The sequence below is a fragment of the Micromonospora tulbaghiae genome (assembly GCF_900091605.1).
Taxonomy (GTDB): Bacteria; Actinomycetota; Actinomycetes; order Mycobacteriales; family Micromonosporaceae; genus Micromonospora; species Micromonospora tulbaghiae.
The window spans coordinates 15,610-29,343 of record NZ_FMCQ01000001.1 but is presented as its reverse complement, the minus strand read 5'-3'; the positions used below and the strand labels follow the sequence as shown (position 1 = coordinate 29,343).

General features: G+C 70.6%; 12 protein-coding genes. 4 read left to right on the top strand and 8 right to left on the bottom strand.

The window, feature by feature from the left end; translation table 11 throughout:
- Both GA0070562_RS00100 and GA0070562_RS00095 read right to left on the bottom strand, forming a co-directional pair.
- Complete coding sequence (locus GA0070562_RS00100; protein WP_091413251.1) at positions 1 to 933, bottom strand: ABC transporter ATP-binding protein; 933 nt, start codon at positions 931 to 933, stop codon at positions 1 to 3.
- A gap of 145 nt (positions 934 to 1,078) precedes the next feature.
- Positions 1,079 to 2,323, bottom strand: a complete 1,245-nt coding sequence (locus GA0070562_RS00095) for an MFS transporter (RefSeq protein ID WP_091413243.1) — start codon at positions 2,321 to 2,323, stop codon at positions 1,079 to 1,081.
- Positions 2,324 to 2,348: 25 nt separating this feature from the next.
- On the opposite strand from GA0070562_RS00095, the gene GA0070562_RS00090 reads away from it, so the two are divergent.
- Both GA0070562_RS00090 and GA0070562_RS00085 read left to right on the top strand, forming a co-directional pair.
- Entirely contained in the window at positions 2,349 to 3,221 is an 873-nt protein-coding gene (locus GA0070562_RS00090) for a winged helix-turn-helix transcriptional regulator (RefSeq protein ID WP_091415913.1), read from the top strand.
- 274 nt (positions 3,222 to 3,495) lie between these two features.
- Positions 3,496 to 4,560, top strand: coding sequence for a polysaccharide deacetylase family protein (locus tag GA0070562_RS00085; protein ID WP_091413241.1), 1,065 nt, complete (start codon positions 3,496 to 3,498; stop codon positions 4,558 to 4,560).
- A 160-nt stretch (positions 4,561 to 4,720) separates the two neighbouring features.
- Here GA0070562_RS00085 and GA0070562_RS00080 read toward each other — a convergent pair whose 3' ends face one another.
- On the bottom strand, positions 4,721 to 5,131 hold the full coding sequence (locus GA0070562_RS00080; protein WP_091413239.1) for a RidA family protein: 411 nt from the start codon (positions 5,129 to 5,131) through the stop codon (positions 4,721 to 4,723).
- 78 nt (positions 5,132 to 5,209) lie between these two features.
- Here GA0070562_RS00080 and GA0070562_RS00075 point away from each other — a divergent pair, with 78 nt between their 5' ends.
- Complete coding sequence (locus GA0070562_RS00075; protein ID WP_091413237.1) at positions 5,210 to 5,587, top strand: winged helix-turn-helix transcriptional regulator; 378 nt, start codon at positions 5,210 to 5,212, stop codon at positions 5,585 to 5,587.
- A 39-nt stretch (positions 5,588 to 5,626) separates the two neighbouring features.
- On the opposite strand, the gene GA0070562_RS00070 is transcribed toward GA0070562_RS00075, so the two are convergent.
- The 5 genes from GA0070562_RS00070 to GA0070562_RS00050 all read right to left on the bottom strand — a co-directional run bounded on the left by GA0070562_RS00070 (position 5,627) and on the right by GA0070562_RS00050 (position 9,994).
- Entirely contained in the window at positions 5,627 to 6,325 is a 699-nt protein-coding gene (locus GA0070562_RS00070) for an excalibur calcium-binding domain-containing protein (RefSeq protein WP_225853092.1), read from the bottom strand.
- 175 nt (positions 6,326 to 6,500) lie between these two features.
- Entirely contained in the window at positions 6,501 to 7,469 is a 969-nt protein-coding gene (locus GA0070562_RS00065; protein WP_091413235.1) for a P1 family peptidase, read from the bottom strand.
- 71 nt (positions 7,470 to 7,540) lie between these two features.
- Entirely contained in the window at positions 7,541 to 7,882 is a 342-nt protein-coding gene (locus tag GA0070562_RS00060; RefSeq protein WP_091413232.1) for a DUF1330 domain-containing protein, read from the bottom strand.
- Positions 7,883 to 7,922: 40 nt separating this feature from the next.
- Positions 7,923 to 8,573, bottom strand: a complete 651-nt coding sequence (locus GA0070562_RS00055) for a class I SAM-dependent methyltransferase (protein WP_091413228.1) — start codon at positions 8,571 to 8,573, stop codon at positions 7,923 to 7,925.
- Between the two features lie 83 nt (positions 8,574 to 8,656).
- Positions 8,657 to 9,994 carry a metallopeptidase domain-containing protein gene (locus GA0070562_RS00050; protein ID WP_175438575.1) on the bottom strand — a complete coding sequence of 446 codons (1,338 nt, stop codon included), beginning with the start codon at positions 9,992 to 9,994 and terminating at the stop codon, positions 8,657 to 8,659.
- A 263-nt stretch (positions 9,995 to 10,257) separates the two neighbouring features.
- Between GA0070562_RS00050 and GA0070562_RS00045 the strand changes: the two genes are divergently transcribed.
- Positions 10,258 to 13,713, top strand: coding sequence for an NACHT domain-containing protein (locus tag GA0070562_RS00045; RefSeq protein WP_091413225.1), 3,456 nt, complete (start codon positions 10,258 to 10,260; stop codon positions 13,711 to 13,713).
- The last annotated feature ends 21 nt before the right edge of the window (positions 13,714 to 13,734 follow it).

Below are 13,734 nucleotides of genomic sequence, written 5' to 3'. Positions count from 1 at the left end.
TCAGCCCTCCTTCCGGAACGGTCCTGGAGATTGCGGGGCGCGACCGGTGAAGGCCACGAACGCGTCGTCGAGGTTGCGCCGGTCGAGGCGCAGATCCTCCGCCACGACCTGCGCCCGGGCCAGAGCCCCTGCGACGCTGCTCAGCAGCTGCCCACTGCCGGTGACCAGCCAACGGTCATCGGTGATCGCGACATCGGTCACGTCGCGAAGCTCGGTCAGGACCCTCTTGTCGAGCGGCTGCCGCACCCGGAACCGCACCTGCTGCACCGTGCTCGCCTGCGCTATCAGTCCGGCCGGCGTGTCCACTGCGGCAACCCGGCCACCATGAATCACGGCGACCCGGTCGCTGAGGCGCTCCGCCTCGTCCATGAAGTGCGTGACGAGAAGGATCGTGACGCCCGTGTCCCGAACCCGCTCGATGAGGCTCCAGGTGTCGCGCCTGGCCTGCGGGTCCAGTCCCGTCGTGAGCTCGTCGAGAATCGCGACCTTCGGGTTGCCGACCAGCGCCAGCGCGATCGAAAGCCGCTGCTTCTGCCCGCCCGAGAGCGCCTTGTACCGCGTGTGGCGCTTCTCGGTGAGACCCAGGAGCTCCATGAGCTCGCGCCAATCGGCGGGTTTGCGGTAGAAGGAGCTGTAGAGCTCGAGCGCTTCGGCGACCTTGATCGCGTCGGGGAAGCTGCTCTCCTGCAGCTGCACGCCGAGTCGTTCACGTACCTGCGCCCGGTCCTTGATCGGGTCGAGACCCAGCACGGAGATCGTTCCCGAGTCAGGTGTTCGCAAACCGGCGATGCACTCGACGGTTGTCGTCTTGCCGGCGCCGTTGGATCCGATGATGCCGAAGATCTCCCCCTCTTCAACGGTGAAGGAGACGTCGTTGACGGCAACCTGCTGGCCGTAGCGCTTGTGCAGATGTCGTACCTCTAGCGCGGTCATGCCGCGAAGTTACGGCCGCACCGCACCCCGCCACGTCGACCGTCGCGTCGAAGCTCGGGTTGATTCCCGCCTCCACCGATTGGTGGATCTACGGACCTTCGTCGGGTGATCCCACCGCGGTGTGAGGGTCCGGGTGCGTGTCCTGCTACCGGCTCGGCGCCCGGGCTTCGGTGGGTGTCGGTGCGTCGAGTGGCAGGTCGCGCAGCCGGCGGATCGGTGTCGAGAGATAGATGATCGGGGACAGCACGGTAAGCGCACCGAAGATCAACAAGGTGGTGCGGGCCCCGAGCGGTCCGGCTAGCACGCCGGCGAGAAGGCTGCCGAGCGGGATGGCACCCCAGGAGACGAACTTGACCGTGGCGATCACGCGGGACAGGAGTTCCGGCGGGCTGGCGAGCATCCGGTAGGTGCGGGTGGTCACGCTGAGCACCACCGAGGAGACGGCGAGAATGATGGTGCCGGCGGCGAAGGCGAGGTAGCCGGCGGCGCCGGTGCCGAGCGGAATGATGAGCGCGCCGGGCACGCTGGCGAATGCCGCGATGATCAGACCCCGGGCGGTGCCGAACCGGTCGGTGAACCGGGTGGTCAGCGCGGCGCCGAGGAGAGCGCCGAGGCCGTCGGCGGCGAGCAGCAGGCCGACCATGACCGGCGGCGCGCCCAGCTCGCGGACCAGGTAGTAGGGGAAGAGGGCCAGCATCGCCCCGCTGACGAAGTTCGTGGCGGTGGCGTCCCACATGGCCGGGCCGATGATCGGGTGCCGGAGCACGAAGTGCCAGCCCTCGCGGATCATCCGGACCATCGGTGGCCGGTCGGCCGGGCGCTGCACCCGCCGGGCGGGAAGGGTGCGCAGCAGCACCGCGGACATCAGGTAGCTGAGGGCGTCCACGAACAGCGTCGGCACCGCGCCCAGCACCTGGACCGCGAGCCCGCCCAGGGACGGCCCGCCGAGCTGGGTGGCGGCATGCGTGCCGGAGTTGAGGCTGTTGCGCGCCTGCAACTGCGCGGCCGGCACGATCTCCGGCAGGAAGGTCTGGTTCGCCACGTCGAACAGCACGTTTGCGAAGCTCACGGCCAGGGCGACCGCGACCAGTTGGGCCACCGTCAGGACGTCGAACCACCAGGCCAGAGGGATGGAGACGACCGCGAGGGCGCGGACCAGGTCCAGGGTGACCTGCATGCCGCGCAGCGGCGTCCGCTGCACCACCACGCCCGCCGGGAGGCTGATCAACAGGTACGCGAGGTAGCTGGCCGCCGTGATCAGGCCCATCTCGAAGGCCGAGGCGTCCAGCACGGTCAGCGCGGTCAGGGGCAGGGCCACCCCGCCGACGGCCGAGCCGAGGTGACTGGTCGTGCCGGCGAGCCACCAGCGCCAGAACGTAGTCAGTTCCATAGTGGAACGCACTATACTGATGATCATGAAAAGAGTCGACCTCGCCGACGCCGATTGCGGCATCGCACAATCCCTCGGCGTGCTGACCGACTGGTGGACCTTTCTGCTCGTCCGCGACATCGCCGGCGGGGTGACCCGCTTCGATCGCCTGCAACAAGGGCTCGGGATGAGCCGCCGCGCACTGACCGAGCGCCTCGCCGCCCTCGTCGAGCACGGCGTGCTGCGCCGGCAGCGCTACACCGACCGCCCGCCGCGCTACGACTACCTGCTCACCGCAAAGGGCGAGGGCCTGCTGCCGGTGCTGATCGCGCTCCAGGAGTGGGGCGACCGGTACCTGCTCGGCGACGGTTCGCTCACCGCCACCGCGACGGCCGCGTCGGCGGAGGCGCGCCGGGTCCACGCCCTCGTCGGGCGCCGGCTGCCCGAACTGACTCTGGTACGCCACGATGGCGTTCCCGTGCCACCGACCACACCCGACGCCTGGACGGTGCTCTACTGCTTCCCAGGCGCGTTCGCGCCCGGCACCCCCGACCCGCCGCCGCACTGGGCGGACATCCCGGGCGCTCTCGGCTGCACCCTCGAATCCACCACCTACGCCGCTCGGGCTACCGACTTTGCCGCCGCAGGCGCCCGCATCCGCGGGGTCAGCACCCAGCCACCGGATCAACTCGCCGCCTTCGCCGCGTACGCCGGGCTGCCGTTTCCGCTGCTGTCCGACGCCGACGGGCGGCTCGCCGCGGCGCTGCTGCTGCCCACCTTCCGCGCCGCGGGCACCGACCGGCTCAAGCGCACCACCCTGCTGCTCGACCCGACCAGCACGGTACGCGCCGTCCAGTTTCCGGTGACCGATCCCGTCGGCTCGGTCGGCGAGATGCTGCACCTGATCCGGGAGCGCTGATCGAGAGGTCCCAGCGGGCAATCGTCTACACCGACTTCACCGACGAGCTGGGCGTGCCCGCGGTCGTCGCGCTGGACGACATCAAGATCGGCACGGACTTCGAGTGGTTCCGCGCCAAGGTCGCGAGCGACCAGCCGATCCTTTCCGGAAAATTTCCGGAAAATCGTTGACGTGTTCGAAACGCCGCTGCAATACTCCGAACGCGTCGACATCAACTCTGGTCGATTGAATCCATGCGTCGTCAGGTGTCACCAGTCCCAAGGAGGACCTGCGCATGTATGCCAGCATCGGCGGCTCCCGCCGCCCGTCCGCCCCCCGAACATCGCGTCTCACCCGGTTGGCCGTGCTTGCCTCCACCGTGGCGCTCAGTGCCGCCGGTCTCGCGGTCGCCGCCACTCCGTCCAGCGCCGCCACCTGCAACGGGTACGTCGGCCTCACCTTCGACGACGGGCCGACCGGCAGCACCAGCGCACTGCTGTCCGTGCTGCGCGCGAACGGCGTACGGGCGACCATGTTCAACGTCGGGCAGAACGTGCAGAGCAACCAGTCCGCCGCGCGGGCCCAGGTCGACGCGGGCATGTGGGTGGCCAACCACAGTTGGAACCACGCGCACATGACCTCGATGAACCAGAGCCAGATGCAGTCGGACCTCTCCCAGACCAACTCGGCGATCCAGTCGGCGACCGGCGTCCGGCCGCAGTTGTTCCGCCCGCCCTACGGGGAGACCAACTCGACCCTCCAGTCGGTCGCGTCGTCGCTCGGCCTGCGCCAGGTGATCTGGGACGTCGACTCCCAGGACTGGAACGGCGCCAGCGTCAGCCAGATCGTCTCCAATGCCGGCCGTCTCCAGGACGGCCAGGTGATCCTGATGCACGACGGCATCCAGAACACCCGGGACGCGATTCCGCAGATCATGGCCAACCTGAGCAGCCGCAACCTCTGTCCGGGCATGATCTCACCGAGCACCGGCCGAGCGGTGGCCCCGGACGGCACTGCGCCGCCGACCACTCCGCCGCCGACCGGCACGCCGACCACTCCGCCGCCGACCACTCCGCCTCCCACCGGCGGGTGCACGGCGACGGCGACGATCCCCAACGTCTGGGGTGACCGGTACAACACCTCGGTGACGGTTCAGGGAGCCAGCAACTGGACCGTGGTCGTGGCTCTGACCCCGCCGCAGCGGGTCTCCACCACCTGGAACGGCTCCCCCAGTTGGGACAGCACCGGTTACGTGATGACGATGCGGTCCAACGGCAGCGGCAACACCTTCGGCTTCACCACGATGATGAACGGCAACAGCAGCGCCAGACCTCAGATCCGTTCCTGCACCACGGGCTGATCCCGGTGGCCCACCCAGGCCACCGAAAACGGCTCAGGTGGGTGTGGTCGACCAGGTGTCCCTACGGTTCAGCTCAACTGACCCTGGACCGTAGGGGCACCCCGGCCGAGGCTGATCGACTGCCTCTCTGCTCGACCGGGTTTCCGGAGCAAGAAGGTGCTCACTGCGCGATCGCGGTCGCCTCCAGTTCCACCAGCACATCGGGCTCGAACAGGTGGTCGACCCCGATCAGCGACGCCGGCGGAAGCGGCCACGGCAGGCCGAGTTCCTCGGCGACCGACTCGATGCCGGTCATGAACGGCCCGATCTTCTCGGGCGCCCAGTCGGTGACGTAGAAGGTCAACCGGACCACGTCCTCGAACGAGGCGTCGGCGCCGGCGAGCGCCCGGCCGGTGTTGCGCAGTACCTGCGCGACCTGCCCGGCCAGGTCCCCGGGCGCGACAGGCGAGCCGTCGCCCAACCGCGCGACCTGGCCACTGATGTGGATGTGGCGCGATCCGGTGGCGACTGCCACGTGGTGGTACGGCGTGTTCGGCTGAAGACCGTCAGGGCTGAAGCGGGTGACAGACATCGTTTCTCCTCCGCAGGACAACTTAGGTTTACTATTGATACCTAGTTGACGAAGGACACTTCAAGGAGACCTGGTTTCATGAGCGATACCGCGAGCCCCGGTGCCGTCGAGCTGCGCATCGACGCGCCGCATCGAGAGCTGCTCGATCAGGTGCTGGACAAGTGGTCGCTGAGCGTCCTGAACGAGCTGTGCGAGCGCCCGTGCCGCTTCAACGAGCTGCGCCGCGCGATCCCGGCGGTCACGCAGAAGTCGCTCACGGCGACCCTGCGACGGCTCGAACGCAACGGCATCGTCGAACGCCACGTCGTGGCGACCCGCCCGGTTGCGGTGGAGTATCGGATCACCCCGCTGGGCAAGACCCTGCGTGCTCCGGTCGACGTCCTGCTCGAATGGGCCGAGGCGCACATGGGGCAGATCGAGCGCGCCCGCAGGGCGTTCGACGACGAGCTGGAGTGACAACCGGGGCGGCACCACGGTCCGCCCCGGAGTCGCGTGTCACTCGCAGACCGTGCCGTCGTTGTCCCGGTCGATGTACCAGTAGTACTCCGGATCCTTGCCCTGCCGGTACGGGCCGTACCCGTTGGCGTTCGCCTCCTTGCAGGTGCCGAAGCGCGGGTCGTTGCCGCCGCCCGAACTGCCGCCACCGCCTGTGCTGCCGCCTCCGGTGCTCCCGCCGCCGGAGCTGCCGTTGCCGCCACCCGGCTCACATGCCTCGCCGTCGAGGTCACGATCCAGCCCGGTCCGGTACCCCGGCTCGCCGCGCCGCAGCGGCGCCTTGCCGGCTGCGCGTACGGCATCGCAGTTCTTGTAGTAGACGGCGGGCGCCGTGGTCTTGCGCGGCTTCGGCTTCGACGCGGGCTTCGCGGTGGTCGGCGCGGCCGTGGTCGGTGAGGGCGACGGCTCGGGCGACACGGTGCTGACCTCGGGCGAGGGGGCCGCGGTGGTGGGCGCCGCCACGGTCGGCACCTCCTGGGCCACCGCCTTCTCCGGTGATCCGCTCGGCTCGGAAGTGGAGCATCCGGTCATGGCGATGCCCAGCAGCGCGCCGCTGCAGGCAAGGCCGAGGAAAGCCCTGATCGCAGCCGACCGGCGGCTCCACCACGACGGCCGTGGCGGTGCCGCGAGCGGGATACCGGGCTTGTCGGACAGCGGCGCCAGTACGCGCCGCGGACTCTGGGGAGGGAGTTCGGTCACAGCGGGCAGTGTGGAGCGACGCGTCCGGCCCACAGTGTCGCTGAGCCGACAGACCGGCCCTTACCGGCGTGACAAGCGACGAAACGGCTGGCAGCGGCCGGAGCATCGGCATCGATGGCGCGGATGATCGGACTCGGCCCCTCGCCGAACGGCCGACGGCGAGAGGCGCAGTGGATCAGGCGTACGGCCGGGCTGTGAGCCGTCCCGCCGCCGCGAGCCGCTCGACGGCGGCCCGGTGGGGAACCGCGTGACTGGTACGACCGCCCACGCCGGTCGTGGTGACGGCGGTGAACAGCGAATTGAGCAGCGCCTCCTCCACGGCGTCCAGCACGCCGGCGAACACCGGATCGATCGCGGCGTCCGGAATCGGCGGCTGATCCGACGTGGTGAACGCGATCGCGTAGTCCCCACTGGTGTTGCTGAAGGACGCACCCACCCGGGCCATGGCGAACACCGCCCGGCGGGCGAGCCGCCGGAGCTGTCGCGCGTCCAGCGGTACGTCGGTCGCCACCACGATCATGCACGAGTTGCCGGGCGGTTCGGCCCGGTCGGCGGCCGGGACCAGCTCGTCCACCGGTAGCGGTACGCCGAGCGCGGTGAGGACGCCGCCGAAGTTGGACTGGACCAGCGCGCCGACCGTCTGCGTGCGGCCGACGGCTCGGACCGTGCGGGACGAGGTGCCGATGCCCGCCTTGTAGCCCAGGGCTGTGGTGCCGGCGCCGGCCCCGACGCAGCCCTCGGCGGGGAGTCCGCCGGTCGCTCCCGCGAGGGCGGCCAGCACATGAGTCTCGGTGATCGGGCGGCGGCGGATGTCCGACAGGTGCCCGTCGTTGGTCTCACCGACCAGGGGGTTGAACGACAGCCCGTCCGGCCGGCGCTCCATCAGGTGCCCGAGCAGCGCGTCCGCCGCCCGGAACACCGACAGCGTGGCGGTCAGCACGACCGGGGATTCGAGTACGCCGAGCTCGTCCACCTGGGTCGACCCGACGAGCTTCCCGTGGCCGTTGCCGGCGTACACCGCGGCGGGCAGCGTCCCCCGCCCGGTGCCGAGCTGTTCCGGCACGATCGCGGTGACGCCGGTGTGCAGGTCGGCGCCGTCGTCGACGGTGGTGTGGCCCACCAGGACGCCGGGGACGTCGGTCATCGCGTTGTGCCGGCCGGTGGGCAGTGACCCGACGACGATCCCCAGGTCGCGGGCGCGCCGGCCGGGCTGGTTCAGGACGTCGCCGCCCGGATCGCCTGCACGATGCCGGTCGGGGAGTAGTCGTCAGGCACGCCCTCGACCAGGATGATGTCGCCCTCGATGTGCCGTGAGCGCAGCGGCGCGATCTCCTGGTAGGCGGGCGAGTCCCACCAGGCCCGCGCTTCGTCGATGCCCGGGAAGCCGAGCATCACGACGGCCCCGGGCCAGGTGCCCTCCTTCACCTCGTGCGGCGTCGCGTGCACGAGGAAGCGGCCGCCGTGCGGCGCGAGGGTGGCCGGGAGGCGTTCGATGTACTCGGCGATGTCCGGGTGCGGGGCGGCGTCCTGGAGATGGGCGATGGCGTACGCGGTCATGGTGTCCTTCCGGCCGGTCGGGCTCCGAGCGCCGATCTTGTCACGGCCGTCGGCATTCCTGCTGGCCCGGACGTCCGGCCGGTTGATCGCCGGCCGCGACGGCCACGAGCGCGGCGTGCGAACGGTGGGTGGCGTCGTCGAGGCGCGTCAGGCGCTCGACCTCGGCGAACCCGGCCTGCCGCAGCCGCGCGGAGAACTCGTCCACCGGCCAGCGGTACGCGGTGGCGACCTTGTGGTCGAAGGCGCCGATCTCGTCGCCGACGAAGATGCCGACCACGAGCGGTCCACCGGCGACGATCGCGCGCCGGAAGCCCGCGAGCACACGGTCGAGGTCCGGTGGTGGCAGATGGATCAGCGAGTACCAGGCGAGGATGCCGGCGACGGAGTCGTCGGCGACGGCGAGGTCGTCCAGCGACCCGAGCAGGTACCGGCCGCCCGGATAGGTAGCCCGCGCGTGCGCCACGAACTCGGGCACCATGTCGATGCCCGTGGCGTCGACGCCGAGCGAACGCAGGTGATCGGTGAGATGACCCGGCCCGCATCCCAGGTCGAGCACCGGGCCGGGCCGACCGGCCAGGTGACGGCCGATGAGAGCGAGGTCGTCGTCGTGCACCTGCCCGGTGGTGCCGAAGAGCCCGATGTAGAGCTCCGCGACCGACCCGTACGCCTGCCGAACCTGTCTGCTGCCCACCCACCGACCATACGCGTGCGAACGCCTATGGCCGGTGTACAGGTCGGCGCCGCGCGATGCGGGCCAGGCCGGGGACAGCGACGTCAGGCGTGCTTGCCGCGACCGCGACGGCGCGTCAGGAACAGTGTCACCAGGCCGGCCAGCACCAACGCCACCGCACCGGCGGCGGCGCCGAGCAGCCCCGTCCGGGAGGTGCCGGTGGTGGTGGCGGCGAGGTCCGCCGTCGCGGACCCGTCGGGGGCCGGTCCGGTGTCACCGGCAGCGACCTGCCCGGCGGTCGGGGACGCGCTCGCGCCCGGGGTGGGGGACACGCTCGCCGTGGGCGTCGCGGACGGGCTCGCCTTGGGGGCTCCGACGGCGGCGAGGGAGTCGCCGTTGAGCGCGACCTTGATCTTCGCCGTGCCGTTGCCGGAGGAGACGACCGCCACCGAGACCCGGTTCGCTCGGTCCGTCAGCTTCTTGACGGCGTCCACGTTGGCCGGCGCGTCGTTGGCGGCCGTCTTGTTCGCCGTCGTGGTGTCGATGAGCGAGGCGCCGCTGTACGTGCCGGCCGGCACCCGGTAGGCGTGCACACCCTCGATCGTCGCGTCGAAGCTGCCCGCCGCGTGGCGGTACTCGAGGACGAGCCGGTCCTTGCCCAGCGCGATGTCGAGTGCCCGCGTTCCGCTGCCCGTGCCGTGCAGGGGACGCAGCGTGTAGGTCCCCGACTTGGTGACCTTGGTGGTGCTGTCGGAGAGCCATCCGGCGTGGATCATCTCGGGTGCCGTGAAGCCCGACCGGTAGCCGCCGCCGCCCATGATGCTCTTGTAGCTGGAACCCTCGGACCTGCACGCGGTCAGGTCGCCGCCGGTGCACAGGAAGCGGCCCTGGTGCCTGAAGCCCAGGTTGTGTCCCAGTTCGTGCCCGACGACGTCGATCCCGCTGGCCGTGCCGTACAGGTTGATCCAGGTGGTGGGGCCGGGCTGGGTGGCGAGCCCGGCCCAGGGGCAGTTCGTCTTCTGGGCCGGGAAGACCATGGAGAGGCTGTCGTAGTCCTCGCCGGCGACCAGGCCGCGCTTGGCGAGTTCCGCCCGCGTCATGGTGTTGATCTGGCCGTGCGGGCAACCGGCGGCGCTCAGGTCGAGTGTGATCGGACCGAGGAACTGTCCGGTGACGGCGGGCACCACCGTGTACCTGCCGCGGGACACCTCCGAGAGGAACGAGGCGGCGGAGTCCTTCTTCGACCCGAAGTAGGTGTCCGGCGTGGACGCCTTCACCTTGTCCGGGAACTGGAACGAGGCGTCGCTGAACTCCACCAGGACGGGAAGGATCTTCCGCTTCACCGAAGGGGCGGCGGCCTGCGCCGAGTCGGGCAGGACGCCGACGGTCAGCACTGTGACACTCGTGGCCAGGGCGATGCGGCCGAGGGCCGACAGCTTCATGTGGTTTGTCCTTCGAGGGGGAGACGTCGGACGGGGGCGTGTGAGGCGTGCCCAGGAGTGATGCTGCGCGCAAAGACGTCTTACGTCTGACGTCATGCAAAGCTAAAGGGTGTAAATGTCCCCGTCAAGCGGGGGCGGCGAGCGGTGGACCGCCCCGGAGGCCTGGACGGGATCGACATCGAAAAGTGAGGGATAGATAGCTTTCCGTCACTGGAGTTTCTATCCTTGTAAGAGATCCGGCCGTCAGCGGCGAAAGGGGCGGCATGCCGCGCCGTTCGAGCCTCAGCTATCGAGATGCGTTACGACTGCTGGCCCCGGGCAGCACGCGCATCACCCAGACCGACAAGGTCGTCAGCGCGGGAATCCTCGGTGCCGGGGCGCTCACCCAGGGTGCGGCGCTCGCTCTGCTCGGCCCGAAGAACGCGCTCATGCAGCTCGTCCGGGACGCCACCGGAAACCAGGCCGGCCGCATCCGGACAACCGGCGGGAAGTCGTATTACGAACTGCTGGAGGCCAGCCATACCGTGCTGGCGCTCTCGGCGTTCTTCGACGGTTTCCGCGACGAGGTCGGGCCGGGTTTCGACAGGCTGGAACTGACCGACGAGGAGAAGGCCGGCATGGTGCCGGCCGAGCGGCGGCACCACACGCTCCCGCAGGAGATCGACGGAGGCTACTTCCCGCTGCCCTCCTCGGTGCACGGCATGGACGACACCCGGCGGGACGTCGAGGCCGCCTACGTCAAGCTCTACGACGCCACCATCGCGTTCTGCGAGGGTCTCGCCGCCTGGCCGTCGGTGCGGCGCGGACTCGACCTGACGTCGATGCGCTCCCGCGTGGTGGGCCGGGCCATGTGGCACTACGAGGACCGCTTCGACCGGCTCGCCGCGGACCTCCCCGAGTTCGGGTTCCGGATGATCCGGCAGGCGATCGAGCACAACCTGATCGACAACCGGAAACTCACCACCGAGGTCTCGGCCCGGCTGGACGCGCTGGCGCAGCTCTACCGCAACCTCGCCGAGCTGTCCGGCCCGGTGGCCGCCGACCGGCCCGACCTGCTCCGCGAATCACTCGACCGGCTCACCGGCTCGCTCGCGGCGGTGTTCCGGCAGCCGCTGCTGCGGATCAAGGACGTCGACTTCCACCTGCGGCTGCCGAACGTGGACAGCGGCTTCATCAGCCCCGACTTCCGGGCCGCCGAGTACGGCAAGCACACATCACCGGAGCGGGAGCGCTGGTGGGAGGACCAGCCGCGCCGGGGCGACCTCGTCGGGTTCCTCTCCGAGTACCTGACCGACCCGGCGAGCCTGCACCGTCCGCTGCTGCTCCTCGGCCAGCCGGGCGCCGGCAAGACGTTGCTGACCCGGGTGATCGCGGCCCGGCTGCCGGCGAGCCGGTTCACCGCGATAGTGGTGCCGCTGCGGCGAATGTCCGGTGACTCGTCGCCGACCGAGCAGATCGAGGCGGCGATCGAGCAGATGATGGACGAGCGCATCCGCTGGGCGGACCTGCGCCGGGCCACCCAGCACACCACGGTCGTGGTGATCTTCGACGGGTTCGACGAACTCGTGCAGGTGACCGGCACGGCCCACTCGCAGTACATCGACCGGGTGGCCGAGTTCCAGGAGGCCCAGTGGGACCTGGGCTACTCGGTCATCCCGATCATCACGTCCCGGATCCTGGTGATGGACCGCGCCAGCGTGCCGCAGGGCACTGTGCTGGTCCGGCTGGAGGACCTGACCGACGCCCAGGTGACGGCGTGGCTGGCCGCCGTCAACGCGGCGAACGAGGACCGGCCCGGCTACCGCCGGCTGTCCGCGAGGGAACTGTTGTCGCACGGCGAGCTGGCCCGCCAGCCGCTGCTGCTCACGCTGCTGGCGATCTACTACAACGAGCACTGGGCCGACCGCCGTCCCGGCGTCACCATCTCCCGGTCCGACCTCTTCACCGGCCTGCTCACCGCGTTCATCAGGCGACAGGTGAGCGAGAAGGCGCCGACCGCCCTTCCGCCCCACGAGCGGGAGGCCCGCGAGCACCAGCTCCGGCGCGACCTGGCGATCACCGCGTTCGCCATGTTCAACCGCAACCGGGAGCTGGTGAACCGGGCCGCGCTCCGCCTCGACCTGGGCTGCTTCGGCTCCGGGTCCGGAGACGGCTCCCGCTTCGAACTCGGCGACGTGCTTGGCCCGGAACAACTGGTCACCGCCGCGTTCTTCGTGGTGTATGGCCCGGACGACGTGCAGGGCGAGGACGCCCGGCGCACGTACGAGTTCCTGCACACCACGATCGGCGACTTCCTGATCGCCGAGTACGTCATCGGGGCGCTGCGGAGCCTGGCCGAGCTGCGCCGGCACACCCGCAGCCCGGCCGGCTTCGGCTATCAGCTGGACACCGGCCAGTTCCGCGCGCTGCTCTCCCACCAGCCGCTGGTGAAGCGGGAGGCGGTGGTCGGCTTCGCCCGTGAGCTCAGTTCCCGCCACCCGGACGAGCGGAACGGGATCGTGGAGACCATCGCCGGCCTGCTGGCCGAGGCCCGGCAGCGGACCAACCTGGCCGGCGTGGACGGCTACCGGCCCGCGCCGTACGACCCGGTGCGGCTGCTGGCGGCGTACACCGCGAACCTGGTCGCGCTCGCCGCGCTGGTGTCACCGGACGGCGTACGCCACACCGACCTGATGGACGAGGCGACCTGGGTGTCGACGGTCCGGCTGTGGCGGGCGGGGCTGGACGAGAAGGGCCAGCTCGCGATGATCAGTTGGCTCGGCCGGGACGCCGACGGCCGGATCATCGCCGAGCGGTGGCGCGAACGCCGGGGGGAGACGGTGAACGTGGCCGCCGAGGAGGCGCGGCTGCTCGGTGACATCACCACCTACGGCCAGTTGCAGGCGGGTGCGCGGACGTGGCGCGGCCAGCAGCCGGACAGCTTCGAGGCCGGCCGGTTCCACGCCGACCTGGTGTCGCTCGCCACCCGCCGCTGGCCGGTGCCGTCCCTGCACCAGCTCATCCTGTACGACGAGCGCAGCTACCGGCGGCTGTGGGCGCGCGCCGTCGAGTCACCGGAGGCGGTGTCCAGCACGAGCGCCACGGTCCTGCTGGAATGCCTCGCCGAGGACGGCGCGCAGTTGCCCCGCGAGGTGGTGTGCGGGCTGACCCGGGTGGCGCTGAGCCGGCTGCCCGACTCGCCGACCGCGCCGCCCGAGCTGATCATCTCGTGCCCGTACCTGATCGACGAGTTCCCGGAACTCGTCGACTCGCTCGGCACGACCGACGACCACGCGGTGCTGCACGCGCTGATCCTGCGGCACGGACTCCACCGGCTGCCCCAGCGCTACGTGCCCCGGGTCCGCCGGGTGCTCGCCGACATCGAGGACCGGCTCGCGGAGCTGCCGCTGGAGGACGGCGTGGTGTCGGCCGAGATGGCCGAGCAGTTCGCCGCCGCCCGGGTCGACAACCGCACCGCGCTGTGGCTGCTGATGGCGTTGAGCGAGTACGCCGAACTGGCCTGGCCGAAGATCCCGCCGAGGACGATGAACGCCCTGCTCGCGCACCGGCTGCCGGACGAGTTCCTCGACGAGGCGAGTCTGTGCCGGCTGCTCCTGGACTACCTGCGGGCCTACGACCGGGTGCCGGCCGAGGTCTCGCTGGCGTCCGCGCTCGACACGCTGCGCGTCCTCGCAGCGTCCGGCCCGTCCGACCAGATCCCGGCCGCCGAGGCGGTCTGACCACGCCACCCGTTACCGCCA

Coding starts and splice junctions, on each gene's coding strand:
- GA0070562_RS00100 (WP_091413251.1), bottom strand. CDS start 933: ATGACCGCGCTAGAGGTACGACATCTGCACAAGCGCTACGGCCAGCAG.
- GA0070562_RS00050 (WP_175438575.1), bottom strand. CDS start 9,994: ATGAAGCTGTCGGCCCTCGGCCGCATCGCCCTGGCCACGAGTGTCACA.
- GA0070562_RS00065 (WP_091413235.1), bottom strand. CDS start 7,469: ATGACCGACGTCCCCGGCGTCCTGGTGGGCCACACCACCGTCGACGAC.
- GA0070562_RS00080 (WP_091413239.1), bottom strand. CDS start 5,131: ATGTCTGTCACCCGCTTCAGCCCTGACGGTCTTCAGCCGAACACGCCG.
- GA0070562_RS00060 (WP_091413232.1), bottom strand. CDS start 7,882: ATGACCGCGTACGCCATCGCCCATCTCCAGGACGCCGCCCCGCACCCG.
- GA0070562_RS00045 (WP_091413225.1), top strand. CDS start 10,258: ATGCCGCGCCGTTCGAGCCTCAGCTATCGAGATGCGTTACGACTGCTG.
- GA0070562_RS00075 (WP_091413237.1), top strand. CDS start 5,210: ATGAGCGATACCGCGAGCCCCGGTGCCGTCGAGCTGCGCATCGACGCG.
- GA0070562_RS00090 (WP_091415913.1), top strand. CDS start 2,349: ATGAAAAGAGTCGACCTCGCCGACGCCGATTGCGGCATCGCACAATCC.
- GA0070562_RS00095 (WP_091413243.1), bottom strand. CDS start 2,323: ATGGAACTGACTACGTTCTGGCGCTGGTGGCTCGCCGGCACGACCAGT.
- GA0070562_RS00085 (WP_091413241.1), top strand. CDS start 3,496: ATGTATGCCAGCATCGGCGGCTCCCGCCGCCCGTCCGCCCCCCGAACA.